This is a genomic window from Halomonas sp. DP5Y7-2, from assembly GCF_019802025.1.
In the GTDB taxonomy this organism is placed as follows: Bacteria; Pseudomonadota; Gammaproteobacteria; order Pseudomonadales; family Halomonadaceae; genus Halomonas; species Halomonas litopenaei_A.
Genome location: NZ_JAHVHY010000001.1, coordinates 251702 through 277505, shown reverse-complemented (window position 1 = coordinate 277505; position 25804 = coordinate 251702). Strand labels below are relative to the sequence as shown.

The window sequence follows — 25804 nt, the reverse complement described above, 5'->3', positions numbered from 1 at the left end:
AAAAGAGAAAAGCCGCGCAGACTAGCGGCGCGGCGTCCATCATGCAATGCATTCGCCTTATAGACGTCAACGATGGTCTGACTGTTGCTCGATGGGAGCCACCGCATCTCGCTGCCGCGGGTTCTCTCTGCTCCCGGGGCAGCGCCTCAGCTGGCGCGGCGCAGGGCCTCAGCTGGCGCGGCGCAGGGCCTCCAGCAGAGCCTGCAGCGGGTGGGGCAACTGCAGGTCCGAGAAACGCTTGGTCTGGCTGCGGCAGGAATAGCCGGTGGCCAGCAGTCGCCCCTGGGCGCCATGTTGCTGCACGACGGGTTCCCACGACTGAGCATAGATGGTGCGTGACGTCGCCAGGTTGCGGGCTTCATGGCCGTAGGTGCCGGACATGCCACAGCAGCCGGATGCCAGCGGTGCCAGGTCCAGCCCGAAGCGCTCGAACAGCTGTTGCCAGGCCTTGGGGCTGCCGGGCGCCTGGGTCTTCTCGGTGCAGTGCGACAGCAGCTGGAAGGGCGCCTCCTGGCTCAGGTCCAGTCCGCTGGGGACCAGGCCATTGCCAAGGCTGAGCAACCATTCCTGCAGCATCAGCACCTCGGGAACCGCGTCCGCCCCCAGTGTCTTCACGTACTCCTGGCGGTAGGTCAGGGTCATGGCGGGGTCGATGCCGACCAGGGCGACGCCACTGCTAGCCAGCGCCCTGAGTTCCCGAGCACGGCGTCGGGCGGTGCGCTCGAAGGCCCCCAGGAAACCCTGCACATTGAGCGGCTTGCCGTTGGGCTTGAAGGGCGCCACGAAGACGCGGATATCCAGTCGTGACAGGAGCTCCACCACATCGGCGACCAGCCTGGCTTCGAAGTGGCTGGTAAAGGCGTCCTGTACCAGGATCACACTGCGTGCCTTCTGGCGCTCGCTCAGCCGGCCAAGGGTCAACGGCGTAGCCTGTGGCACGCCCCAGGCCTTGAGCTGCTTGCCAAGGCGTGCTTGCGACAGGCGCGGACTGTCGACCATGCCCAGGCCATCACGCAGCAGCCGATCCACCAGTCGATGGTTCAGCGCGGCGTTATAGGCGGGCGCCAAGGGAGCCAGTGCCGGCAGCATGAATTCCAGTCCGCCGATCAGGTAGTCCCGTAGCGGACGCAGGTAGCGACCGTGATAGACCTCGAGAAACTGCGAACGGAAGGCGGGGACATTGACCTTGACCGGACATTGGCCAGCGCAGGACTTGCAGGCCAGGCAGCCGGCCATGGCGTCGTAGACCTGGTGGGAGAAATCGTCCTTGCCGCGCAGACTGTTGCGCGCCCGTCCGGGCAGGTGCTTGAGCCATCCCAGCAGCGTTTCTTCTTTCTTGCGTTGCGCTTCCTCGACCACATCGATGCCGGCCTGGCCCTGCAGGCGCAGCCACTCGCGCATCAGGCTGGCTCGCCCCTTGGGGGAGTGCACCCGGTCCCGCGTGGCTTTCCAGGACGGGCACATGGCGTCATTAGGGTCATAGTTGTAGCAGGCGCCGTTGCCGTTGCAGTAGACCGCATCTGCGTGGGCCTGCCAGACCCGCTCATCGATCTGGCGATCGAAGTCCCCACGCATGGGCACCTTGTCAATCGCCAGCAGGCCCGGATCGGTGGCCGTCACCGTGGTGTCGCTGCTGGAGTCGTCGACGCGGTCAGCCCCGAGGGGCGTGGCAATCTTGCCGGGGTTGAGCTGGTTGTGGGGATCGAAGGCACCCTTCAGTCGGCGCAGGCTGGGGTACAGCTCACCGAAAAAGGCCGGCGCATACTCCGAGCGAACCCCCTTGCCGTGCTCGCCCCACAGCAGGCCATGATAGCGCTGGGTGAGGGCGGCCACCTCGTCGGAGATCTCCCGGATCATGGCCTGCTGCTGCGGGTCTTTCATGTCCAGGGCCGGGCGCACATGCAGCACGCCGGCATCGACATGGCCGAACATGCCGTAGTCGAGACCCCGGGCGTCGAGCAAGGTACGGAATTCGGCAATGTAGTCGGCCAGGTGCTCCGGCGGAACGGCGGTATCCTCGACAAAGGGCAGGGGCCGTTTCTCGCCCTGCACGTTGCCCAGCAGACCCACGGAGCGCTTGCGCATGGCATAGACGCGACCAATCGCCTCGCGGCCCTCTGCACGGGTGTAGCCCAGCCTTGTGACGCTGGTATCGCTGTCCAGAGCCTGGCAGAACTCGGCGACCCTGGCGCGCAGGCGATCCGGGTCGTCGTCGTTGAACTCCACCAGATTGATGCCTTCGATGGTCATGCCCGCTTCCACCGGGAAGAACTCAGCGACCGCGTCCCAGACGAAGTCTTCCATGGCCAGGCTCAACACCTTGTCGTCCACCGTCTCGATTGACGTGGGACGCAGCGCCTGCTGCGAGTCCGGTGAAGCGCCACCGGCCATCAGCGCCTTGGCATCGGCCAAGGCATCCATGAAGCTTGGGTAGCGGATGTTGACCAGCACCGCGTGACGAGGAATCGGCAGCACGTTGAGCACCGCTTCATTGGTCAGCGCCAAGGAGCCTTCTGCGCCGCACAGCACGCTATTCAGGTTCAGCCGACCGTCTTCGGTACGCAGATGAGCCAGGTCATAGCCCGTCAGGCAACGGTTGAGCGGTGGAAAGATAGCGTCAATCTGAGCGCGCTGGTGATCGATGATCTCCCGAGCCACCCGGTAAGCACGCCCCCTGGCGGTCTGTTCCTGGCACAGTGCGGCCAGTTCGCTCTCGTCCACGGGTCCCGTGACCAGCCGCTCCCCACCGATCAGGATGCTGTCCAGTTCGAGTACGTGATCGCGGGTCTTGCCGTAGGTGCAGCTGCCCTGGCCACTGGCATCGGTGGCGATCATGCCGCCGATGGTCGCCCGATTGGAGGTGGATAGCTCAGGGGCAAAGAACAGGCCGTGGGGCCTCAGGGCAGCATTCAGCTGATCCTTGACCACACCTGCCTGAACCCGCACGCGGCGGTTGTCCACGTCGATCTCGAGAATCTGGTTCATGTGGCGGGAGACATCCACCACCAGGCCGTCGCTCAAGGATTGTCCATTGGTGCCGGTACCGCCCCCACGCGGCGTCAGCGTCACCTGGCGGAATTCATCGCGTCCGGCCAGCCGCCCCAGCAGCACCAGATCGTCAGCGTGGCGTGGAAAGACCGCGGCCTGGGGCAGGCGCTGGTAAAGGGAATTGTCAGTGGCCAGCACCGTCCGACTGGCATAGTCGGGAGCCATCTCGCCCTCGAAGCCTTCGTTCTTCAATGTCGTGAGGAAGGTGACATAGTGCTGGTCAAGGTCGGTCGCGGTGTCAACAAGAGGCAGGGAAGCGATCATGGTCTCGGTCGAAGCTGGCCCCGCGTTGGCGAGTTGTAGCGCTCGCGACAGGGCGGAAGAATGAGGTGTGCCTACTTTACCGCGACTTTGGCTGCGATACATCCTGAACCCGGCTGTCCCTCGTGTCCGGTAACGCCAGCATCTGCCAGGCCGGTGATGTCAGCCCGGGCCAATGGCGTCGCCTGCGGGATTTGCCTACAATGACTGGCCTGCGCGGAGGGCGCCCGAGCCGAATGCCTCGACCTGTGGTGAGTCATGGCTCGTTGGCGATGCAGTATGTCGGCCCACGGCGCCTCCGCACCAGACTGATACGTCATCTCCATTTCCTACATAGCCGACGGACCCGATTCCATGCTCGATCCGAAACTGCTGCGCGGCGACCTCGACACGGTCGCGACACGACTGGCCACCCGCGGATATACCCTCGACAGTTCAGCGCTGTCATCGCTGGAGGCCCGGCGCCGTGAGCTGCAGGCCGAGACCGAGCGCCTGCAGAACGAGCGTAATACACGCTCGAAGGCTATCGGCAAGGCCAAGGCGGCGGGAGAAGATATTCAACCGCTGCTTGATGAGGTGAGTGATCTGGGCGAGCGCCTGGACGCGGCAAAACATGCCCTGGGCGGCGTCCAGGGGGAGTGGGACGATATCGTGGCGGGCATCCCCAATCTGCCCCACGACAGCGTGCCCGCGGGCAAGGACGAAAGTGACAATGTCGAGGTGTCCCGCTGGGGAACCCCGGCTGAGTACGCCTTCGAGGTGCAGGATCACGTCGACCTGGGCGCCAAGAAGGGCGACCTGGACTTCGAGGTGGCCGCCAAGCTCACGGGCGCTCGCTTTGCCGTCATGCGAGGCCCCATCGCTCGGCTGCACCGTGCCCTGACCCAGTTCATGCTAGACAAGCAGACGCTGGAGCACGGCTATGAAGAGTGCTACGTGCCCTATATGGTCAACCGCGATTCGCTGTACGGTACCGGCCAGTTGCCGAAATTCGGTGAAGACCTGTTCAAGCTCGATGACGAGCGTGAGTTCCACCTTATCCCCACCGCCGAAGTGCCTCTGACCAATCTGCTGCGCAATGAAATCGTCGATGCCAAGTCACTGCCGCTGAAGCTGACGGCGCATACCCCGTGCTTCCGCAGCGAGGCGGGCTCTCATGGTCGTGATACTCGCGGCATGATTCGTCAGCACCAGTTCGACAAGGTCGAAATGGTTCAGCTAGTGGATCCTGCGACCAGTTATGACGCCCTGGAAGAGATGCGAGGCCACGCCGAGGCCATCCTGCAGGCGCTGGAATTGCCATACCGTGTGGTGACTCTGTGCACCGGCGATATGGGCTTCTCCGCGGCCAAGACCTACGACCTCGAAGTCTGGCTGCCCAGCCAGGCCACCTATCGTGAAATTTCCTCGGTATCCAACTGTGAGGATTTCCAGGCACGACGCCTGCAGGCTCGTTTCCGTGCCCAGGGGGAAAAGAAGCCCCAGCTTTTGCATACCCTGAACGGCTCAGGCCTGGCCGTGGGCCGCTGCCTGATTGCCGTGATGGAAAATCATCAGAATGAAGACGGCTCGATCACCGTGCCCGAGGTGCTCAGGCCGTATATGGGTGGCGTCGAGCGCATCAACATCTAGAAAGCCCGGCAGCGGCGTTGCCGTTTAGCGCTGCAACAAAGCCCCCGGTAGGGACCACTACCGGGGGCTTTGTCGTGTTGAGCGCAGGTGGTTCACCCGCCGCTTGCCGTCAAGCCATGTGGCTGGCGGCCTGGTCGCTGCCTTCAGGGACTGGACGCGGTTGCCGCCTGACTGTCCGGGTGATCGGCCGACGGGCTTTCCTGTCCTGCCAAGGCCCAGCGCACCTGGACGCCAGCGTCGATGGTAATGTTGCCGGGGCTGTAGTCTGCCGCACCGCCGCTTTCCGCCATGTCGGCGCGCATGGCCATCATGCGTGGCTGGAACACCGGGGCGTTGGTCTCGCTGACCTGAACCACGTCACCCAAGGTAACGCCCAGGGTATCGGCCATCAGTTCGGCCTTGGCACGAGCACGCTCCAGCGCCTGAGTCAGGGCCTGATCGCTGGCAGCATCGCGGTCGGCGAGGTCGTAGCTAACCCCATCCAGAGCGTTGACGCCTGCAGTGGTCAGCGCGTCAAGCAGGGTGGGCAGGCTGTCCAGGTCGCTGATGGAAAGACGGATCGGTCGTTCGAGGCGGGTGCGTACCATGGGGGTCGGGTTGTCACCATTCTGGCTCGCGCGATGCAGCATTTCCTGCTGCACACGCAGCGATCCGGCGTTGATGGCATCACGCTCAAGCCCGGCGTCCTCCAGCGCGGCGATCAGCTCAGCGGCCCTGGACTCCAGTTTGGAGCGGGCCTGACCGAGGGCCTCTGCGTGATCGCCACTGTCTTTCTCCTGGGCAATAGCGGGGGTAAGCTCCCACAGCCGCGCGCTCAAGGTCGCCTTGTCGGGAGCCACCTGGAGCTCTGACTGCGCCTGAATATCCAGGTAGCGCTGCGGCGCCGGTTCGCTGGCCAGCAGGGGACCGCTGGCAAGTGCCAGGCCAAGCCCGAGCCCCAGCAGGGCGGCAGGGGAAAAGCGGCGGCGGGGATGGGTCAGTGCCATGATGTGCTCCTTGGGTGTTCCCTTTCCTATGGTCTTGTGTGCCGGGTGGCAGCTATCCGAGAGACAGCCTTGGTGCGACGGTTGTGGCTCGACCCGCTCGGTGAGACTGGCCGTCCGTCGGCCCCGGCGATTCAGTCCTTCGACGTCGCCAATGGCGATGCGTTCCTGGCCTGGCAAGAACGTCCATGATAGTTGCATGGTTGCAGTCGCGTTCAATGACAGCATGGCCGAGGGCGAGGGTCATGGGCCTCCCGCTCAGAGCCCAAGGCCTTGAGTTTACGTACCTGGGCCCAAGGGCCCGGGCCTGCAACGTATTGTGGTAGCGGTCATGTTACTTTGTGCTGAAATGATTGGCAGGGCAGTATGTCGTGCGAGCCGGATGCGGCCTGGACGGGAGTGCGGCCGAGGACGTCATTGTCTCGGTGGCGTGTAGGCCCGTCAGCAAGCCCACGGCATGCGTTGAGTCGCTGCCACCCTAGTCAAGGACGACCTGACCTACCTGACAGAGGAGTACAGGTGCATGGAAGACGATGTCAATGCGCAGGAAGAGCGCAGACTTCCCCTCAACTTGACCCTGGCGCTGGCGGCGCTGGTGGTCATTGTGGCGGGGATGCGGGCCGGCTCCGATCTGCTGGTGCCGGTGTTGCTGTCGCTGTTCATCGCCGTGGTGTGTACCGCTCCGGTGCAATGGCTGCACGAGCGAGGCCTGGGACTGCGCTCCTCGGTGTGGCTGACGCTGGTGGTCATCGGGGGCATGCTCAGTCTGCTGGCGCTGCTGCTGGTCAATACGGTCAGCACCTTCTCCGAGGCGCTGCCCGGCATTGAAGAGAAGCTCTACGAATATTACCTGCGCCTGCTGGATGGTCTGGCGAGCATGGGGCTGGCCATCGATACCCAGCGTCTGGCGGGTTTTCTTGATACCGAACAGCTGGGCGAGTGGATCCCGGCGCTGCTCAGCCAGTTGGGCAATCTGATGATGCAGAGCATGGTGGTAGCCTTGCTCGTGGTATTCATGCTGTTCGAAACCCTGAATTTCCGGGACAAGGTGTCGCGGGCGCTGGCGAATCCCGCGCCTAGCCTCGAGCGGTTCAACGAGTTCAGCCACACGCTCAAGCGATATCTGGCGGTCAAGACGGTGATCAGCCTGATTACCGGTGCTCTGGTGTGGATTGCCTGCCAGATCGTGGGAGTAGACTTCCCGCTGTTGTGGGCGGTGCTGGCCTTTGCGCTCAATTACATCCCTAACATTGGCTCCGCTATTGCTGCGATCCCCCCGGTGTTGCTGGTGCTGGTCTCCCCGGAGGGTGGCCTGGGTGATGCCTTGTTGCTGAGCCTGGCCTACCTGTCGATCAACTTTGTGATGGGCAACCTGATCGAGCCGCGGGTCATGGGGCGCGCCCTGGGCTTGTCTACCTTCGTCGCGTTTCTGTCGCTGGTCGTGTGGGGCTGGATCTTCGGCGTCACCGGCATGTTGCTGTCGGTGGTGCTGACCATGACGCTGAAGATTGCCCTGGACAGTCATCCCCAGACGCGCTGGATCGCACACTTGCTCGGCCCGGCCAACGGTGGGCCGGTGGAAGACGCCAGCCGACCGCTGGCAGAGCGCGTGCGGATGGCCAAGCTGCACCGCCAGGCCATGCGCAAGGGAGTTCGAGGATTGATGTCCCGGGAGCCGTCCTCGAAGGACCAGGCTCGCTCCAACGATAGCTGAGCCGTCAGGCAGGACCTGCGAGCGCCGAGACGCCTGGGGCCTGCCTGCGCGGGCAGGTCACGGCGCCTTGTCGGGCGGGGGAAAGGTGACCTCCATCCCACGGGCATCGAGCTGGCGAATGTCGTCCGGGCTTCCGTCCTCGGCCAGCGTGATTAGACCGATGCCCGGCCCATTCCATAGCCGCTCGCCTGCCTTGGCGTGGTCAGGGTCGCGCGGTTCGACGGCCATTGGACGGCGCTGGGTAAACCAGTTGAGGGGCGAGCGTGGGGAATAAAGCCAGCGGTTGAGCCGATCGAAGGTATCCAGCAGGGTGTCGGGAAAGCAGTTCTTGATCCCGCTGGAAGTCACCTGCCAGATCTTGGGCCCCTGGCGACGATGGCGAATCCGAATGTCATAGACAAAGGAGTAGTGCACGTCGCCGGAGAGAATGACGTAGTGCCCCGGGGTTCGGGAGTGGCGAAAGATGTTGAGCATCACGCTGGCGGCGCCGCGGTGGGCCATCCAGTTTTCCGCGTCCACCATCAGGGGTTTACCCGCCAGGGTGAAGAGCTTCTGGATCGCTTCGATCAGCTTGACGCCGAACATCGGAGCCGGTGACACAATGACCACCGAGGGGGCATCGATCAGTTCCTGTTGAAACTCTGACAGTGCTTCCCAGTCCATCAAGCCTGACGGGCGATGGGGCTTGCGCCCATTGCGCCAGCGGCGCGTGCGGGTATCCAGGACCACCAGGCGGGGCGTCCCCTCGACCTGAAACTCCCAGCCCTCGAAGCGGAAGAGTCGCTCAAGGCTGGCATCCTGATCGGCAGCCGACAGCCAACCTTGGCGCTGGCACGCGTCCTCGAGCAAGGCCTGGGCGTCGTCCAGGGGAGTCTTGAGGCGATCCGGATCGTTGCCCCAGCCCTGGCACAGCAGGTAGGCCATCAAGGCATTGCCAATGATCCGCTTGGAGAAAGGATGCCCATATGCCGTTTGCTCCCACTGGGCGGTCAGATTCCAGTCATCGGTAACGTCGTGGTCGTCGAAGATCATCAGGCTGGGCAGATGCGCCATGACCCTGGCCGCGGCGGGCAGCGTCTCGACAAAGTCATCAATGACACGGGCCTGTTCCTGGTAGCGTTCGCGGTGCTCGTCATCGAGTTCGGGGCAGGTCAGCTCGATGATGCGCCAGGGCGTCGGGGACCACACCAGCAGGTACATGGCCATCATTTCGGCGAAGGTCATCAAGTGATTGGCGGCGCTGGCCGAGGTGAACACCGGCTTGCGCACGCCGCCGAAGAAGCGATCCTTGAGGTCATCGGTGCTCTTGACGTCCGGCAACAGCTCTTCCCTGCGGTAGTAGCTGGCAGGGCTTGCATAGAGCGCCGGACTATCGTCGATCACCGCACCTTCGAGCACTTCATCGAATAACCCCAGGCGCTTGATCAGTGCGTGGATGGCCACCAGCATCGGGCCAGCGACGTCATCCGCGTAGACCTGATCCCCGGTCATCAGTAGCCAGGCGGGCATCGCCTCGGGGTGGTCAAGCTGCCCGGCCAGCCAGCTGTCCAGGTGCGCCAGACCATCGGGGCCATCGTAGTGAGGGCGGCGACAGGAGCCATGCAGCAGCCGTCGATGACTGGAGGCCAGGACGAAGCAGGGGGCGGACTGGCCGTCGTGGCAGAGGTGAGGGGCCCATCTTGCAGCACCTTGTCGAAGGCTGTCCGGGGCATTCTGCTCCACGACCTGAAGGTCATAGGCGATCAGAGTGTCCTGCGGAAGCGGGGCATCCACGGCGGCGTCGATGAGATACAGCCAGGCATGGCGCCCCAGGGGAATCTTGCGGTAGTCGTCGTCGCCGAGCACTCGGCGGTGAGGCGCTTCATCCTGCGGCGTAAGCTCCAGCTCCAGCGTCAGCTCGCGACTGGTGACCAGCCATGCTCGGAATCTCTCGCGCGTCAGGCGTCGCAGGATGGGCCCGGCAAGGATAGCGGGCAGGTCATGGTCTGACGTTCCAGTGTCGTTCATGGCGATCCTGTCGATGTCGTCGTGCTGGCAACAGCATGATGAGGTTCAGATACTGCAAAGAATATCATCGCTGCTCGGCACTGAAACCCGGCGCACGCCTCCTGCGGCGGCGGTGGCAGCGATAATGATCGTCGGTGCTAGTGACCACCGGACGGGTGCAGGCCGAGGCCTTAGAGTGGACATGATGTACTGAAAGGGGTTCCACCACCGGGTGAACACGGTATCAATGCCAGTGCGGAGGCCGGCGCGGACGAGTCGCTGCCCTGTAGGCGCCTAGCCATGCTCGGGGGATGTGTCGGTACATGCCTGCGCTGTGAAGCCTCTCTGCCGCCATGCATCAGCAGCGTCGCGAGCAGGCTCAACAGCGTGAGCGCTGCGAAAGTAGATAAAGGAAGGGCCGCCGCGGTATCCGTGTGAGGGAGTGGGCCTGGTGTGACCAGCGGCGGGGAGCCTACGGGCCTTTCATGTCATGAAAGGCCCGTAGGGCATCAAAGCAGCTTGGTTTGCCTGAGACTTTGCAGCGCGTCAGGTGCATCGAAGCTATTGGCGTTCGCCAGGTCCCAGAACTCACGGTACAGCGGGTGGTCCTTGGCGCCCCCACGCAGCAGCTCGCCTGGCGCCAGGCTATCTATCAGGCTGATGTAAGGCAGAGCCTTGCCGTTATCCAGGCGGCGGATGATGTGTTCGGGGCCCAGCTCGTTGGGATGGTAAAGGCCAGCGGCTTCCAGCATTTCACACAGGGCGAACTTGGTATTGGCATGGAAGTTCTTGACTCGCACGGCCTTGTCATCCACATCCAGGCGGCTGCCACGGGCCTTGTCCTGGGTAGCGATACCGCTGGGGCACTGGTCGTTGTGACAGCTCTGGGCCTGGATACAGCCGAGCGAGAACATGAAGCCCCGGGCCATGTTGACCCAGTCTGCGCCAAGCGCGAGGGTGCGTGCGATGTCGAAGGCGCTGATCAGCTTGCCGCTGGCGGCGATACGGATGTCGTTGCGCAGGCCCGCGCCCACCAGGGTGTTGTGAACCAGGATCAGGGCATCGTTGAGGGGCATACCCAGGCGGTTGATGAACTCCAGCGGGGCCGCGCCGGTACCTCCCTGTCCTCCGTCGACGACGATGTAGTCGGGATGATCGCCACATTCCAGCATGGCCTTGACGATGGCAAACCATTCCCAGGGATGCCCCAGCGCCAGTTTGATGCCCACCGGTTTGTCACCGGACAGCTCCCGCAGCTGCTGAATGAAGTGAATCATCTCGCAAGGGGTAGAGAACGCCGAATGGCGAGAGGGGGAGAGGACGTCCTGGCCTTCCGGGACACCGCGGGTGGAGGCGATTTCGGCGGTGACCTTGGCGCCGGGAAGAATGCCGCCGTGGCCGGGTTTGGCCCCTTGGGACAGCTTGATCTCGATCATCTTCACTTCGTCGCGGCGAGCGTTGTGGCGAAACTTCTCGGGATCGAACCCGCCATCTTCCCTGCGGCAGCCGAAATAGCCTGACCCGATCTGCCAGACCAGATCGCCACCACGCAAGTGATAGGGCGAGATGGCTCCTTCACCGGTGGTGTGATAGAAGCCGCCTGCCCTCGCGCCCTCATTGAGGGCGCTGATGGCGTTGGGCGACAGAGCGCCAAAGCTCATGGCGGAAATGTTGATCACGCTGGCCCGGTAGGGGTGGGCGCGCTGCTCTCCGACCACAATGCGAAAGTCGTGATCGGTGATGTCCACGGGTGACAGTGAGGGGCCCATCCATTCATATCCCGGGGCACTCATGTCTCTCAGCGAACCGAAGGGTTTCTTGTCGCTGGTGCTCTTGGCACGGCGATAGACCAGCGAGCGCTGTTCCCGCGAGAAGGGCGCCTCATCGGTGTCGGACTCGATGAAGTACTGGCGAAACTCAGGACCGATGGACTCCAGAAAGTAGCGGATGTGGGCAAGAATAGGGTAGTTGCGGCTGACGGTGCGACGTCGCTGCACGATATCGTAGATGCCCAGTGCGGTGAGGGCACCGAACGCCAGCACGCCGGCCAGCCACCAGGCCGAGGACGTTCCGACGCCGATCACGCTGACGATGAGGCCTGCAATGGCGAGGTAGAACGCGCCGAAGCGAGTCGGAGCGTGGCGTGACAGTAAAGAGGCCATGAAGAGCTCCCTGCAGCTCAGGTCGAAGGAAAACGCTGCCGACCATGCAAGCATATAACCCTGCTTGGGCATAGTATGCCGGGCCCGCCGTGACGACTTGGCACACTGCATGACGCAGCGGGAGCGGGAGGGGCCGGACGGGTTAGGTAAATTTAGCCGGCACCGTCATCTTCTCGTCATCCAGGGCAAATAGTGTTTGACCTTGGCGCCAAGACGGCGCATGCTGCTGGCAGTTGGTTAGCAAGTTGAACGTCTCAGAGGTCATCGAAGCATCCTAGCGTCGATTGCCCGGGGAAAGGTTTCTTGTTTTACCCACTGCAACTCGGGTATCTCCCGGTCAATAAACATGCTAGTCGAGGATTCGATCATGGCAACTGGTACAGTCAAGTGGTTCAACGACACTAAGGGCTACGGCTTCATTTCTCCGGACGACAACGGTGACGACCTGTTCGCTCACTTCTCCGAGATTCAGGCTGACGGCTTCAAGTCCCTGCAGGACGGCCAGAAGGTCTCCTTCGAGGTGACTCAGGGCAAGAAAGGCCTCCAGGCCTCCAACATCAAGGTCATCGACTAAGTCGATCGCTTGATGGCCGCGTAAGCGGCAGCGTCCTTCGAGGGCGCGACGATAAAGGCTCGCTTCGGCGGGCCTTTTGCGTTTTTGTGCCTTTAAAAGCCTTCTGGTTGTCAGCCTCTTCCCAGAGTGATGATATTGCCGGCTGGCTGTCCTGCTGCTGCGGCTGATAGACACGAAAGTATGTAGCAACGTGTTGCGTTGGAGAGCTGCCCTGGAGAGATGTGCACAAGAAGTCTCTATATGTCTGAAAGTGATAAAAAAATAATACATTGTAACTATTTAGCATAAGTTAAAGCAGGCACAATGAGCGCTGTCTCACCAGCAAGGCCACCCCATGTCTCTGGATGCCTGGATCGCTCTCTCTGTTGCTTGCGCTGTCTTTCCGTTGATGGCGCTCACCCGCGCCGGGCCAGACATGGTCATGATGGGCGCGTTGGTGGTGCTGCTCAGCCTCGGTGTCATCGATGCCCAGCAGGCGCTGAGCGGATTTTCCAGCAGCGGCCTGTTTACCGTGGCCTTCATGTACGTGCTGGTGGCCAGCTTGCGCGATACCGGGGGTATCGACCTGATCATTCGGCATGTGCTGGGGCGGCCGAAGGGCGTGCGTCATGCCATGGCGCGGCTGATCTGGCCGGTTACGGCGGTCAGCGGTGTGCTCAACAATACCCCGGTGGTGGCCACCTTCATTCCTGCCGTGATCAGCTGGAGCCGTCGTTTCTCCATCGCTCCTCAGTATCTGCTGATGCCCTTGAGCTTCGCGTCCATCCTCGGCGGCACCGTGACCTTGATGGGGACCAGTACCAATCTGGTGGTGCATTCGCTGATGCTGGAGCGCTTTCCGAACCTGCACCTGGGACTGTTCGAGATCGCCCTGGTGGGCGTGCCGATGGCGCTGGCCGGTGTGGGCTATCTGCTGTGGGCGGGGCCGCGCATGCTGTCTGGCCATCCCGGTAGCGAAGCCGCTTTTGCCAACCTGCGTGAGTTCACCATCGAAATGGAGGTAGACCCGCAGGGGCCGTTGGTTGACCGCACGGTAGAAGACGCCGGGCTGCGCCACCTGGCCGGTCTCTTTCTGGTCGAGATCGAGCGCGGTGGCAACGTGGTCAGCGTGGTGGGGCCTGGGGAGACCCTGAAAGGCGGCGACCACCTGGTCTTCGCCGGGACCACCGATGGTGCGGTGGAATTGCAGCAGATTCGTGGCCTGCGCCCCTCTCGGCTGGGTGAGTCCCACCTCGAGAAGGAATTTCGAGAGCGTCGCCTGGTCGAGGCGGTGGTCTCCGATCAGTGTCAGTTCATCGGCCAGAAAATTCGGGACGGACACTTCAGGACGCTGTACGGCGCTGCCGTGCTGGCGGTCTGCCGCAATGGGCGCCGGGTGGTGGGAAGCCTCGGCCAGATTCGCTTGCAGCCCTCGGATGTGCTGCTGCTTGAGGCTCGTCCTGCCTTCGTGGAGCGTCATCGCCAGTCCCAGGACTTTCTGTTGATCAGTCAGGTCAATGGTCAGGCGCGCCCCGCCTTCGACCGCGCTCTGCGCGCCTGGGGCATATTGGCGGCGGTGGTGCTGGTGGCCACCACGGGCCTGATGAGCATGATGAATGCGGCCATGCTGGGGGCTGCCGCGGCACTCTTGAGCGGCTGCGTCAGTGTGCGCAGCGCCCGCCGAGGCATGGACACCCAGGTACTGTTGACCATCGCTGCCTCGTTTGGCCTGGGGGCTGCACTGCACACCTCCGGCGCCGCCGATGCGGTGGCGGCCGGGCTACTGGAGCTGGTGGGCAATAGTCCCTGGGCCCTGTTAGTAGGCACCTACGTGGTGGTGGCCTTGTTGACCTCGCTGGTGACCAACAATGCCGCCGCCGTGATCACTTTCCCCATCGCCATGGCCGGTGCAGACAGCCTTGGCGTCAGCCCGTTGCCGTATGTAGTGGTGGTCATGTTTGCGGCCTCAGCGAGCTTCCTGACCCCTATTGGCTACCAGACCAACCTGATGGTCATGGGGCCTGGCGGCTACCGCTTGCGGGACTATCTGCGCCTGGGGGGGCCTCTCAACCTGCTGACCGCTGCCGTGGTGCTAGGACTTACCCCGCTGTTCTGGCCGTTCTAGCTGCCCAGAGCTGTCCGGTTTAGTAGCCCAGAGCTGTCCGGTTTAGTAGCCCAGAGCTGTCCGGTTTAGTAGCCCAGTGCTGTCCGGTTTAGTGGCCCAGTGCTGTCCGTTCTAGCCGCCGCTGTCGCAGGAAGGGGCGGCAGTGGTGGCAGTGGCAGCAGTGGCGGCAGAGGATGAAACAGGCCCTTGGGCGGTGCGCCCTGCGACCCACGTCTCGTTATGCTCGCTGCTGTTGCCGAGCTTGAGGCTCGTTCCTGAGCGTATAGTGCGCTAGGGTAGCGACGTATTCCCTGAAAGCTGCGTGCGTTGCCACCTACCTGCGCTGCACTTAGAGCTGAAACACAGATAGAGACCCGCCCATGAGCAATAACGACCAGTTGGTCATCGAACCGCGTGGCGATGCACCCGCTGACGCCTGCATGATCATTCTCCATGGCCTTGGCGCCGACGGTCGGGATTTCGAGCCCGTCGTGCCGATGCTGCCCAGGCCTGACTATGCCCAGGTCCGCTTCATCCTGCCCCACGCGCCCCGTCTACCGGTGACCATCAATGGTGGCATGGTCATGCCTGCCTGGTACGACATTCTTGAGATGAGCCTGGATCGCCGCGTTGATGAGATGCAGCTGCGTCTTTCGGCTGAGCGTATCAAGGGCGTGATTCAATCCCAGATTGATGCTGGCATCGATAGTCGACGTATCCTGTTGGCTGGCTTCTCCCAGGGTGGGGCAGTGGCCTATGAAGCAGCGCTGAGCTTTGATCAGCCGCTGGGCGGACTGCTGGCCATGTCGACCTACTTTGCCACGGCGAACTCGATCGAGCTGAATGACGCCAACCGCGACCTGCGTGTCGAGGTGCATCACGGCAGTATGGATCCTGTGGTACCCGAATCATTGGGTCGGGCAGCCTTCGCACGGTTGGAAGAGCTGGGCTATCACACGGTGTATCGGCAGTACCCCATGGCCCATGCGGTATGTCCCCAGCAGATCGGCCATATTGGCGAGTGGATGAGCGAGCTGCTCAGCCGCTGAGGCCCATTCCTGCGGCGACCCATCGACGGGTAATGAGATTTTTCATCCAGCACAGGTAGGACGGTTCTTCTAAGCTTTTTCTTACAAAATTTTAAGAAATTGACTATGGGAACATGGGTATGTCATTGCTGGCATTCTTCCGACGTCGATGGTCCGCCGGAGTGCTTGAGCCGCCAACGGGCGCGGCTTTCAGCACTGAGCTCGACGCCTTGCTGGGGCAGGCTCCGTCGATGGCGCTAAGCCTAGGCGCTGATGGTCTGGTCGTCTGGGCTAATAGCAGCCAGTGTCAGCAATTGGGCCTGTCGCTGGAGGCGCTGGTCGGGCAATCGCTGTCCCAGGTGTTTTGTCCCGAGGCTGCGAAAATACTGGAAACGGCCCTGGACCACTGCCGCGCCAGCGGATCGGGCTGGCAGGGAGTCGTTATCTGCAGCAAGGGGCCGCAACTGCGTCACCTCAGTAGCACCTTGCATCCCGTTCGCCGGGAGCCAGCCTGCTGGCTGTTGATGTCCCAGGATATCACCTTGCTGCAGCGCCAGGCCGCCTCGGCAGAACGCCTGAGTGAATCCATCGAGAGCAGCGTAGCACGGCTTCCGGGGGTCGTCTTTCGCCTGCATCAATCGCCCGCAGGCCAGCTATCGTTCGGTTATCTAGGACCCGGTTTCGAGGCGCAGACCGGCCTGTCACGGGCCCAGGCGCTGGAAGACGCCGAGGTGGTGCTGTCGCGCCTGGCCGAGGAAACGCGGGAGCAGCTGACGTTGGTACTGGCCCAGTCGCTGGTCAGCCTGACGCCGTGGCATCTGGATGTGAGGCTTGCGCGGCAGGGCGATGACAGTGGCGAAAGCGAGCGCTGGTTCGAGGCAAGAGGCACTCCACAGCGGTTCGAGGATGGCGCGGTGGTCTGGGATGGGCTGCTGCTGGATGTCACCAAACGCAAGCAAGCGGAAAGGCGCATTGCCAAGCTGGTGAGTACCGACGTGCTGACCGGGGTGATGAACCGCAGGGCGTTCTTTGAAGCGGGTGCGGGGGCCTTGGCCCGGCTTCGGCGACGCCAGGAGCCCGCCGTGCTGGCCATGCTCGACCTGGATCATTTCAAGGCACTCAATGACGCCTTTGGCCACTCCGCGGGGGATATGGTGCTCAAGGCATTTGCCGATACCTGTCGCCTGAGCCTGCGCCCCTATGACGTGCTGGCGCGGATTGGCGGTGAAGAATTCGTGGTGCTGCTGGCCGATGTAGTGGCCGAGGATGCCTGGGATATTCTTGAGCGTCTGCGGCGTAACGTTGAGACCACCACCTTGAAGGTGGACCATCGTGCCCTCAAGGTAACAGTGAGCATGGGGGCCATCAGTGTCGGCAAGGAAGAAAGTCTCGACATGGCGATGCGCCGAGTGGACGCAGCGCTCTACGAAGCAAAGCGAGCTGGGCGCAATCGTCTCAGTGGCCTCCTGCAACGTTTCGATGAAGTCAACGGTGGGTCGCAGCAGGCCCGTGAGTATTCCAGCATTCACAAGGAGTTGAAGATGGCGTTGAGCGAAGATCTGCGAATCCCGAAGGCCTGTCCTAACTGTGGCAGTCATAACATGCGCGTGCCCGCTACCAAGAACCCTGATGAGAAGGTGCACTGTGCCTCCTGCCAGAGCTACGTGTGCCTGTACTCTGAAGCGGCGGAAATGATCGAGAAGACGCCCAAGAGTGAAGAGGAAGCCTTGATCGAGAAGGCGATGAACCGCGACAAGTAAGCCGGGCGTGGGGCGGGTCGCCGCTCCGCTGCCGTTCAGCATGTAGACAGCGCCCCCGCCTTTACAGGCGGGGGCGCTGGTGGTTCAGGGTGCCGCTAGGGGCGGGTCACTGTCGCACGACAGAGCACGACAGAGCACTACAGCAGCTCCTCGCCGGCGAGGGCCAGGCGGGAGCGTTCCACGCTCTTCAAGGTCACGTGTCCAGCGTGGGGCCAGTTCTTGAAGTTCTGAACGACGGCAGCCATGCCGCAGGTGTTGGCGGTCAGGTAGGGGGTGTCGATCTGACCGACGTTACCCAGGCAGACGATCTTGGTGTTGCGCCCGGCACGGGTGATCAAGCTCTTGAGCTGTTTTGGGGTGAAGTTCTGGGCCTCGTCGATGATCAGGAAGGTGTCGTTGAGCGTACGACCGCGCATGAAGCCCGGCGCACGAATCTGCACCCGAGACGCCAGCAGCTGGCGCGTGGCATCCTGGTTCCAGGTTGAACTGCCGTCGTGCTCGTCTCTCAGCAGGTTGTCCATGTTGTCGTGGAAGGCGCCCATCCAGGGTGACATCTTCTCCTCTTCTGTCCCTGGCAAAAAGCCGATGTCCTCGCTCATGGAAATGGGGGCACGGGTAAACACCACGCGCTCGAAGCGTTTGCTGTCCAGGGTCTGTTGAAAGGCTGCCGCCAGGGTCATGAAGGTCTTGCCGGTGCCCGCGCTGCCGGCCACCGTGACCAGATCGATGGCATCGTCCATCAACAGGTTAAGGGTAAAGTTCTGACGGCTGTCGTGGGCATGGACGCCCCAGACGCTGGCGCCGTGACGGTAGTTGGTCAACAGCTCCAGGGTGGCCTGGTGCGGGGCCAGTTCGCGCACGATGGCTTCGAAGCTGGCTTCGCTGTCAGCGTCGGAGACCAACATGCCAAGGTGCCAGTGGGCGGGGATCTCTCCGCTCAGGCGATAGATCACCTTGTCCTGTTCACGCTCGACCTTGACGTCCAGAGCCATGGCGTCCCACAGGTCATGACCGGCATCCGGGTAGACAGACACGCCATCGGTCATGGCGTCGGAGTCGTCAAAGGCGCGGTCGGTCAGGTAGTCCTCGACGGGCACGCCCAGGGCGGCAGCCTTCACCCGCAGGTTGATGTCCTTGGTGACGAGCACGACCGATGCATCGGGTCGCTCCTGACGCAGCCGGCAGGTTTCTCCCAGCAGCCGGTTGTCAGGACTGTCCTCCAGGTTGTCAGGCAGGGTCAGGTCGGAGTAGCACAGCAGCCGGAGTCGGCCTTCAGGGCCGCTGACGCGGGTAATCGGGATGCCCTGGCGAATCTGGTCGATATCGACATTGGCGGTGAGGTCAGAGAGGGTCCGGCTGACTTGCCGGGCGGTGCGAGCAATTTCTCGGATGCCGTTCTTGTGCTTGTCGAGCTCCTCGAGCACGGTCATGGGGATAACCACTTCGTGCTCTTCGAACTGGTAGAGGGCGCTGGGGTCGTGGATCAGTACGTTGGTGTCCAGCACGTACAGTCGGGTGGCCTTCTTGTCGATGCGTACCATCGGCGCAGCTCTCCTGATGATCACCTTGGGCGTCAACATGACGCCTCGATGTCGACACTCTCAGCGCAACGTGTCAGAGATGTGACAGAGGCCGAGGTGTCGGCTTGCTCGCGTGGGGGTCCTCCTGTGGTGGCTGGGGCGACAGCCGCTCGCTGATGGCGTCGCTGTAAGGTCGTTGAGAAGGGCGGCAAAGACGGTCCTGCTCATCCTTTTGACCGTGATGTTCTCAACTGGTGCCTTTGACCTAAGCATGGACGATGACAGAAATGCTGCAAGGGCGAACAGTTTCAACGCTTGATGACGTTTTGCTGTTGGCGGCCCCGGCGATCCTTGCCGGAGCCCGCCAGACAGTCTGGCCAGCCCGGAGGCTGACGACTCAGGTGGCGATCATGACCCTGTCCTGGTCGAAGGCCACCGGCCAGGTGCGCAGTTGGATATCGGGATCTTCCAGGCATTGGCCGTCGGCCAGTCGGTAGTGCTGCTTGTAAAGCGGGGAGGCCACCATCGGCTCCCCCTGATGGTCGCCCAGCAGACCGCGAGCGATCACATTGGCTTGGGCGACAGGGTCGTGGTGGTCGATGGCAAAGAGCTCCGTGGGTTGGCCCGGCAAATAGAACAGGGCGACCTGGTGGGCGCCGTCACTGCCGTCGCACCAGGCAGCAACGCCGGAGTACGCCACCAGATCGCTGCGTTGGCACAGCACGGTCCAGTGAGCCCCGTGCGCGGAGGGAGAGAGCGAAGCGTTTGGACAAGAAAGCGTCATGGTGGGTCCTCGGTATCCTGGATGGCGGGGTGGATCATGCCGGGCGCAGCTGACCGCGCTCCTGGGTGACGATGATGTCGGGGTCGGCGCGGTGATCGTTGACATAGCTGCGAAAGCGCTTGAGCTTGTCCGGGTCGGAGAGGGCGCCAGCCCATTCGCACTGATAGCTGTCGATGACCTGTTGCATCTGGCGCTCCAGCTCTGCACCGAGGCCGAGGCTGTCGTCCAGGATCACCGCCTTGAGATAATCGAGCCCGCCTTCCAGCTGCTCCCGCCATACCGAGGTGCGCTGCAGTCGATCGGCGGTCCGCACGTAGAACATCAACAAGCGGTCGATGGTCTGGATCAAGGTCTGGTCGTCCAGGTCAGTGGCGAACAGCTCTGCGTGGCGTGGACGCATGCCGCCATTGCCGCAGACATACAGGTTCCAGCCGTGCTCGGTGGCGATGACGCCGATATCCTTGCTCTGTGCTTCGGCGCATTCCCGTGTGCAGCCCGACACCGCGAACTTGAGCTTGTGCGGGGAGCGCAGGCCCTTGTAGCGGTGCTCAAGCCGCAGTGCCATGCCGACGCTGTCCTGAACCCCATAGCGACACCAGGTGCTGCCGACGCAGGATTTCACGGTACGCAGCGACTTGCCGTAGGCGTGTCCGGTCTCGAAACCGGCCGCGATCAGCTCGCTCCAGATGGCGGGAAGGTCCTCCAGGCGAGCCCCGAACAGGTCGATGCGCTGACCGCCGGTGATCTTGGTGTAGAGACCGTATGTCTTGCCCACCTGGCCCAGCACGATCAGCTTGTCGGGAGTGATCTCGCCCCCGGCAATCCGCGGGACCACGGAGAAGGTGCCGTTCTTCTGCATGTTGGCCATGAAGGTATCATTGGTATCTTGCAGGGGGATGTGCGCTGCGTCGGTAATCGGCTCGTTGAAACAGGAGGCCAGGATCGAGGCTACCGCCGGCTTGCAGATGTCGCACCCCAGACCCGGCGATCCATCCGGGCGCGGCGTACCATGCCGTGACATCAACTCACTGAAGGTCTTGATGCCTTCCACCCGGACGATGTCGAAGAGCTGCTGGCGGGTGTGGGCAAAGTGCTCGCACAGCGAGGTATCGACGTCCATGCCGCGAGCTGACAGCTCATGATCAAAGACGCTTTTCAGCAGTGCAGCGCAGCCTCCGCAGCCGGTGCTGGCCTTGGTGGCATCCTTGACCGCTGACAGGTCCTCGCACCCCGCATCCACGGCTGCGCTGATCGCCCCCTTGGTGACGTTGTGGCAGGAGCAGATGGTCGCCTCCTGGGGCAATGCATCCGGCCCCAGTGCCGGCGCAGCCTCGTTGGATGGCAGGATAAGTGCGGCCGGGTCCACGGGCAGGTCAAGGCCGTTGGCGTAGTACTGCATCAGGGTGTCATAGGGGCCGTTGTCACCGACCAGCATGGCCCCCAGCAAGCGCTTGCCATCGGCGGACACGACCAGCTTGCGATAGATCTGCTGCAGCTGGTCAAAATAGCGGTACTGCTTGGCGCTGGGGTGACGGTTACCATGGGCGTCGCCGATGGCGCCCACATCGACGCCCATCAGCTTCAGCTTGGTGCTCATGTCGGCGCCAGTGAAGGTCAGTTCGCCGCCGCTCAAGGTGTCTGCGGCCGCCTTGGCCATCTGATAGCCCGGAGCGACCAGGCCGAAGATGCTGTTGTTGTACAGGGCCACCTCACCCACTGCGAGAATCGCTGCATCGCTGGTGACGCAGTGATCGTCGATGACCACTCCGCCCCGCTCGCCGATCTCCAGTCCACACTCCCGGGCCAGTTCATCCCGGGGACGAATGCCCGCAGAGAACACGATCAGGTCGGTCTCCAGCACCTTGTCATCCTGGAACACCATGCGCAGGCGGCTGGCCTCGCCAGGCACGATCTCGCGGGTGGCGCGTTCGGTCAGCACCTGAACCCCGAGACCCTCGATCTTTTCTCGCAGCAGCTCGCCGCCCTGATCATCGACCTGCATGGGCATCAGGCGGGGGGCGAATTCCACCACCGCCGTATCCAGGTCGAGTCCACGCAGAGCGTTGGCCGCTTCCAGCCCGAGCAAGCCCCCTCCGACCACCACGCCAGTGGTCGCGGTGCTGGCGGCATGGCGTATCGCGTCCAGGTCGTCCAGGGTGCGATAGACCAGACAGCCATCCCGGTCATTGCCCGCAATGGGCGGCACGAAAGGGGTCGAGCCCGTCGCCAGTACGAGCCGGTCATAGGTGTGAGTACCCTGCGCGGTGCGGACCTGCCGAGAGTCGCGATCGATAGCGGTGATGGCTTCGTCGAGGCGCAGCTCGATGCCGTGTTCGTGGTAGTAGTCCGCGGTCGACAAGGCCAGCGAGTCGGCGTCTTGACCGGTGAAGTAGTCGGATAGGTGGACACGGTCATAGGCCAGGTGGCGCTCTTCGCCGAATACCGTGATGCGGTAGTGATGGTGCTGGCCGCGTTCGACCAGCTGTTCGATGAGGTGATGGCCGACCATGCCGTTGCCCACCACGATCAGGGTGGGGCGGGTGTCACGGGTGGCGGAGTCTGAACGTGTGGTCATCAGGCGGCATCCTGGTGGTGTGAAGAGTCGGAGTGAGGCGCAGCGTGGGCGCTGAGCAGGGCGTCCGTGTCGGCCTGGCCGAGCAGCAGGGAATGACGCACACGGTCCAGACACGTACCTTGTTCGGCCAGTGAAAATAGCCATGGGCCCATGCGCGTGTCGCCGTACAGCACGGCGCCCTCGAGCTTTCCATCGCGCAGCAGCAGGCGACGATATTCGCCGGTATCGTGATAGCTCAGCACTTCGTGGCCGCTGTCAGGCTCGGTCGGACCGAAGGCATACAGGTCGACGCCCGACACCTTCAGCTTGGTGGCGCAGGGCCTGTCGCTGTAGGCATCTGCGGCCTGGCCGCTGAGGCGGGCGGCGAGTATCTCGACCTGGCGCCAGATGGGCTCTACCAGGCCGTAGGTGCTGTCACCGAACTGGCAGCATTCACCCACCGCCGAAATGCGTGGATCGGATGTGGCCAGGCCGTCATCCACATGGATGGCCCGATCGCAGCGAAGGCCCGCCGCTTGGCCGAGTTCGATGTTTGGCGTAATGCCTGCCGCAATCACGACGCAATCGGCCTCCAGCACCGTTGGCTGTCCGCTGAGGCGCACGCCACTGACCTTGCCTCCTTGATCGCCGATGACGGCGTCGAGACGAGCCCCAGTGTGCAGCGTGATGCCGCGCTGACCGAGCTCGGCGGCCAGCATGCTGGCGGCGACAGCGTCCAGCTGGCGGTTCATCACCCGCGATGATCGCTGCACAACGCTAACCTGCATGCCTCGCCCGGCAAGCCCTGCCGCTGCCTCAAGGCCAAGCAGACCGCCGCCCACGACCACGGCGGTGCCGCCGGCTTCAGCGATGGCCGCCAGCCGGGCAGCATCGTCCAGGTCACGGAAGCCATGCACGCCTTCAAGGTCGATGCCGGGAATCTCGGGCATGGCACTGCGTGAGCCCGTGGCCAGCACTAGGTGGTCATAGCACAGTATTTCACCGTCATCGCACTCGACGCGCTGGCGTCGACGGTCGATGTTTACCACCCGGGTGCCAAGGCGCTGGCCGACGATCGGAAAAGTGTGGTCATCGAGCGACAGAGCCATGCTTTCGCGCTCGATGTCTCCGGCAAGCCAGCTGGAGAGCAGTATGCGGTTGTAGGCGGGGTGGGGCTCGGCGCCGATGAGGGTGATATGGCTCGGTGCCCCGGAACGTCCCTTGAGGCGTGATACCAGCCGATGCGCGGCCATGCCGTTGCCGATGATCACGAGGTGACCTGTCGTGGGGTTTGCCTCAGTCGAAGGGGATACGGTGCTGGGATGTGCGGTATCCGCTTGCGTCTTGCTGGACATGGTAAAGGCTCCAAAAACGCCAAAGACGTCTCTCACTCCCCCAGCATTGGGGGGTGAAGAGACGTCTTTGTCTGAGTCGATGCGATCGCCGTTGATCGCGGCCGGCCAGGGCCGGTGTCATGTCAGTGAGTATCCAAGTTTCGTGCCGGGATACGCGGTTCTTCTTTTTTTACAACGTCTTGCTAAAAGATGAGGGTGCGTGGTGCAACACCACGACGGAGAGTACTACGGGGTGATGGCACTTGGTTGGTGCAACGCCTCGTCGTGATGCACGCTGCTGTAGCAGGTCTCCAGCGTGACGTCGTCCAGCTCCCTCCCTCTGGCCATGAGCAGCGGTTGGAGCCGCTCGGCCATGCCGTAAAAGTCGCTGGGGTGAGGGCGCAGGCCTTCACTCAGCAGAGGATAGCCGGGAGCGCAGCCCACGGGCAGTTCGTCGAGATGAGCGACCGCCTCATCCAGGTAGGGGGGCAGTGCCAGCCATTCCAGCGCCTGGCGGCGGGCGCCTGCCGCGCTGTCCAGCCAACTGGCGGCGGCCCGCAGCGCACGGATGAGGGCGGCCAGCGTGTGGGGGTAGCGACGCGCCCAGGACGCGGTGACGCCCAGCACCTTCTCGGGATGGCCCGGCATCATGTCCGCGCCGCTGGCGATGACCTTGCCGACCTGTCGAAATTCGGCCTGGCTTCCCCAGGGCTCGCCCACACAGAACCCATCGATTTCGCCCTCGCGCAAGGCGTCCACCATTCGGGGAGGCGGCAGCGCGACCAGCTCCACCTCGCTGTCGCTGTCGATAGCGCCGAGGGAGAGCCATTCACGGAGCAACAGGTGCTGGCAGGAGTAGGGGTAGACCATGGCCAGCCGAGGCTTGGCCAGACCCCGGGTCAGGCAGTCGCGCAGGGCCAAGGCGGAGCCTTGCGGGCGGGGCAGGTCGCTGCGCACATCCAGCGCATTGGCCAGCCGCTGGGACAGCACCAGGGTATTGCCCTGGCGGCCCAGTACCATCGCGGCCAGCGTTTCGCATGGCGCCCGTGACAGACCCAGGCTCATGGCCAGTGGCATGGGCGCCAGCATGTGGGCACCATCGAGGAGTCCGGCAGCGACCTTGTCGCGCAGTGTCGACCAGGCGTTCTCTCGTGACAGGCTGACATCGAGGCCCTGCGCGCTGAAAAAGCCGCCTTCCCTGGCGATGATCAGCAGTGCCGCGTCCAGCAGCGGGACGAAGCCAAGGGTCAATCCTGCGAGCTCTGGTGCGCTGGTCGATGGCTGAGTGGCCTTCCCTATGCTCATGATCCCTGCTCCAGTGGTTTGAGAATATCGATGACGTTCTGGGCGACCTGGGCGATGCGCTGGCCGCGGTCCATGGCCAGCTTGCGCAGCATCCGGTAGGCCTGTTCTTCATCGCAGCTCTGGTGCTTCATCAACAGGCCCTTGGCCTGTTCGATGCGCTTGCGGTCGGCCAGCTGATTGCGAGCCTTGTCGAGGTCTCTGCGCATGCCCTGAAAGGCCTCGAAGCGGGCGATGGCAACCTCGATCACGGCCTTGACCCGGTTGGCGGCCAGGCCATCGACGACGTAGGCGCTGACCCCCGCCTTGACCGCTGCCTTGAGGGATTGCGGATCATGCTGATCGGCAAAGAAGACCACCGGCCTGGGATTTTCCCGTTGCAGCAGGGCCATGCTCTCCAGGGTGTCCCGGTCGGGGGATTCCATGTCGATAATGACCACATCGGGCTGATGCTGGCGCACCATGTCATTCAGGCTTGCCGGACTCGATAGCCGGCAGACGACCCGATGGCCATCGTTGGCCAGGGCCTCTTCGACCATGGCCGCGCGCACGATCTCATCGTCGACCAGCAGCACACTCAAGGTGTCGGGTTCAGGCATCGGCATAGAAGGCATGGCTCTTGTCGGGCGCTTGGTAAAGGTAACGGTGTGGGTGGATGCACTGGGTAGTGGCAACGTGCCTCTGGTGTCAGCTGACAGCGCAGGGCGGCGTCTAGGCTTCGCTGGCGGCAATATGTGTTCCACCTGGCTAACTATCTTTTTTAATCAGAGTGATAGCGATGCACGGCTACGGTGCACCGGGGGTTGAAGCGATGGGCAAGCAGGCAAGGGGCACGAATTGCACCGGATGGGTGCGAAACCACGCTTCGCGGTGAACGTCGTGGTGCATGGCCACCTCGTTCAGCCGCAGGCAATGCCCTGGCGGCCCCAGAGCGTGAGCCTTCACGCAACAGCCAGGCGGTCGCCCTCGGGCGGAGCGGAAAGCCGGTGTCACTGGGCGCACCTGCCCTGGCTGCCGGCAACCTGGAAGGGGGTTCCTGCCAAGATGGCACGAGGTTTGCTTCTGTAGTGGAAAGCGCA

At 63.1% G+C, this 25804-nt stretch carries 16 protein-coding genes; 6 read left to right on the top strand and 10 right to left on the bottom strand.

Annotated elements, in window-relative coordinates; translation table 11 throughout:
• Positions 1–168: 168 nt before the first annotated feature.
• Positions 169–3312 (bottom strand): FAD-binding and (Fe-S)-binding domain-containing protein, encoded by a 3144-nt coding sequence (locus KUW18_RS01135; protein ID WP_222560610.1) that lies wholly within the window; start codon positions 3310–3312, stop codon positions 169–171.
• Positions 3313–3663: 351 nt separating this feature from the next.
• Here KUW18_RS01135 and serS point away from each other — a divergent pair, with 351 nt between their 5' ends.
• A complete protein-coding gene (gene serS / locus KUW18_RS01130) occupies positions 3664–4941 on the top strand; it encodes a serine--tRNA ligase (protein ID WP_206942994.1) in 1278 nt (425 codons plus the stop codon).
• A 143-nt stretch (positions 4942–5084) separates the two neighbouring features.
• Here the strand turns inward: serS and KUW18_RS01125 are convergent, their stop codons facing one another.
• Positions 5085–5927: an SIMPL domain-containing protein gene (locus KUW18_RS01125; protein WP_222560609.1), complete on the bottom strand. Its 843-nt coding sequence runs from the start codon at positions 5925–5927 to the stop codon at positions 5085–5087.
• Between the two features lie 520 nt (positions 5928–6447).
• Between KUW18_RS01125 and KUW18_RS01120 the strand changes: the two genes are divergently transcribed.
• A complete protein-coding gene (locus KUW18_RS01120) occupies positions 6448–7638 on the top strand; it encodes an AI-2E family transporter (RefSeq protein ID WP_222560608.1) in 1191 nt (396 codons plus the stop codon).
• A gap of 57 nt (positions 7639–7695) precedes the next feature.
• On the opposite strand, the gene KUW18_RS01115 is transcribed toward KUW18_RS01120, so the two are convergent.
• Both KUW18_RS01115 and KUW18_RS01110 read right to left on the bottom strand, forming a co-directional pair.
• Complete coding sequence (locus KUW18_RS01115; protein ID WP_222560607.1) at positions 7696–9645, bottom strand: alkaline phosphatase D family protein; 1950 nt, start codon at positions 9643–9645, stop codon at positions 7696–7698.
• A 488-nt stretch (positions 9646–10133) separates the two neighbouring features.
• On the bottom strand, positions 10134–11786 hold the full coding sequence (locus tag KUW18_RS01110) for an FMN-binding glutamate synthase family protein (RefSeq protein WP_222560606.1): 1653 nt from the start codon (positions 11784–11786) through the stop codon (positions 10134–10136).
• Positions 11787–12153: 367 nt separating this feature from the next.
• Between KUW18_RS01110 and KUW18_RS01105 the strand changes: the two genes are divergently transcribed.
• The 4 genes from KUW18_RS01105 (at position 12154) to KUW18_RS01090 (ending at position 17231) form a co-directional block, all read left to right on the top strand.
• Positions 12154–12360: a cold-shock protein gene (locus KUW18_RS01105; protein ID WP_045994373.1), complete on the top strand. Its 207-nt coding sequence runs from the start codon at positions 12154–12156 to the stop codon at positions 12358–12360.
• Positions 12361–12694: 334 nt separating this feature from the next.
• Positions 12695–14464 carry an SLC13 family permease gene (locus KUW18_RS01100; RefSeq protein ID WP_206942984.1) on the top strand — a complete coding sequence of 590 codons (1770 nt, stop codon included), beginning with the start codon at positions 12695–12697 and terminating at the stop codon, positions 14462–14464.
• A 359-nt stretch (positions 14465–14823) separates the two neighbouring features.
• The gene (locus KUW18_RS01095; RefSeq protein WP_206942982.1) at positions 14824–15492 is read left to right on the top strand and encodes an alpha/beta hydrolase; all 669 of its coding nucleotides are present in this window, start codon (positions 14824–14826) and stop codon (positions 15490–15492) included.
• A 119-nt stretch (positions 15493–15611) separates the two neighbouring features.
• Positions 15612–17231, top strand: coding sequence for a sensor domain-containing diguanylate cyclase (locus tag KUW18_RS01090; RefSeq protein ID WP_222485516.1), 1620 nt, complete (start codon positions 15612–15614; stop codon positions 17229–17231).
• Between the two features lie 137 nt (positions 17232–17368).
• On the opposite strand, the gene KUW18_RS01085 is transcribed toward KUW18_RS01090, so the two are convergent.
• From KUW18_RS01085 to KUW18_RS01060, 6 genes are all read right to left on the bottom strand, one after another.
• On the bottom strand, positions 17369–18772 hold the full coding sequence (locus KUW18_RS01085) for a PhoH family protein (RefSeq protein WP_206943184.1): 1404 nt from the start codon (positions 18770–18772) through the stop codon (positions 17369–17371).
• A gap of 376 nt (positions 18773–19148) precedes the next feature.
• Entirely contained in the window at positions 19149–19535 is a 387-nt protein-coding gene (gene nirD, locus KUW18_RS01080) for a nitrite reductase small subunit NirD (protein ID WP_222560605.1), read from the bottom strand.
• Positions 19536–19569: 34 nt separating this feature from the next.
• Positions 19570–22110: a nitrite reductase large subunit NirB gene (gene nirB, locus KUW18_RS01075; RefSeq protein WP_222560604.1), complete on the bottom strand. Its 2541-nt coding sequence runs from the start codon at positions 22108–22110 to the stop codon at positions 19570–19572.
• The gene (locus tag KUW18_RS01070; RefSeq protein WP_222560603.1) at positions 22110–23444 is read right to left on the bottom strand and encodes an NAD(P)/FAD-dependent oxidoreductase; all 1335 of its coding nucleotides are present in this window, start codon (positions 23442–23444) and stop codon (positions 22110–22112) included. The genes nirB and KUW18_RS01070 overlap by 1 nt, the downstream gene beginning before the upstream one ends.
• A 225-nt stretch (positions 23445–23669) precedes the next feature.
• Complete coding sequence (locus KUW18_RS01065) at positions 23670–24728, bottom strand: CmpA/NrtA family ABC transporter substrate-binding protein (protein WP_222237315.1); 1059 nt, start codon at positions 24726–24728, stop codon at positions 23670–23672.
• Positions 24725–25339 (bottom strand): ANTAR domain-containing response regulator, encoded by a 615-nt coding sequence (locus tag KUW18_RS01060; protein ID WP_224851810.1) that lies wholly within the window; start codon positions 25337–25339, stop codon positions 24725–24727. Before KUW18_RS01060 ends, KUW18_RS01065 begins: the two co-directional genes overlap by 4 nt.
• Between the last annotated feature and the right edge of the window lie 465 nt (positions 25340–25804).

What these genes read in the sequence shown, in the direction of transcription:
- KUW18_RS01135 (WP_222560610.1), bottom strand. Translation starts at nt 3,312, where the DNA reads ATGATCGCTTCCCTGCCTCTTGTTGACACCGCGACCGACCTTGACCAG.
- serS (WP_206942994.1), top strand. Translation starts at nt 3,664, where the DNA reads ATGCTCGATCCGAAACTGCTGCGCGGCGACCTCGACACGGTCGCGACA.
- KUW18_RS01125 (WP_222560609.1), bottom strand. Translation starts at nt 5,927, where the DNA reads ATGGCACTGACCCATCCCCGCCGCCGCTTTTCCCCTGCCGCCCTGCTG.
- KUW18_RS01120 (WP_222560608.1), top strand. Translation starts at nt 6,448, where the DNA reads ATGGAAGACGATGTCAATGCGCAGGAAGAGCGCAGACTTCCCCTCAAC.
- KUW18_RS01115 (WP_222560607.1), bottom strand. Translation starts at nt 9,645, where the DNA reads ATGAACGACACTGGAACGTCAGACCATGACCTGCCCGCTATCCTTGCC.
- KUW18_RS01110 (WP_222560606.1), bottom strand. Translation starts at nt 11,786, where the DNA reads ATGGCCTCTTTACTGTCACGCCACGCTCCGACTCGCTTCGGCGCGTTC.
- KUW18_RS01105 (WP_045994373.1), top strand. Translation starts at nt 12,154, where the DNA reads ATGGCAACTGGTACAGTCAAGTGGTTCAACGACACTAAGGGCTACGGC.
- KUW18_RS01100 (WP_206942984.1), top strand. Translation starts at nt 12,695, where the DNA reads ATGTCTCTGGATGCCTGGATCGCTCTCTCTGTTGCTTGCGCTGTCTTT.
- KUW18_RS01095 (WP_206942982.1), top strand. Translation starts at nt 14,824, where the DNA reads ATGAGCAATAACGACCAGTTGGTCATCGAACCGCGTGGCGATGCACCC.
- KUW18_RS01090 (WP_222485516.1), top strand. Translation starts at nt 15,612, where the DNA reads ATGTCATTGCTGGCATTCTTCCGACGTCGATGGTCCGCCGGAGTGCTT.
- KUW18_RS01085 (WP_206943184.1), bottom strand. Translation starts at nt 18,772, where the DNA reads ATGGTACGCATCGACAAGAAGGCCACCCGACTGTACGTGCTGGACACC.
- nirD (WP_222560605.1), bottom strand. Translation starts at nt 19,535, where the DNA reads ATGACGCTTTCTTGTCCAAACGCTTCGCTCTCTCCCTCCGCGCACGGG.
- nirB (WP_222560604.1), bottom strand. Translation starts at nt 22,110, where the DNA reads ATGACCACACGTTCAGACTCCGCCACCCGTGACACCCGCCCCACCCTG.
- KUW18_RS01070 (WP_222560603.1), bottom strand. Translation starts at nt 23,444, where the DNA reads ATGTCCAGCAAGACGCAAGCGGATACCGCACATCCCAGCACCGTATCC.
- KUW18_RS01065 (WP_222237315.1), bottom strand. Translation starts at nt 24,728, where the DNA reads ATGAGCATAGGGAAGGCCACTCAGCCATCGACCAGCGCACCAGAGCTC.
- KUW18_RS01060 (WP_224851810.1), bottom strand. Translation starts at nt 25,339, where the DNA reads ATGCCTTCTATGCCGATGCCTGAACCCGACACCTTGAGTGTGCTGCTG.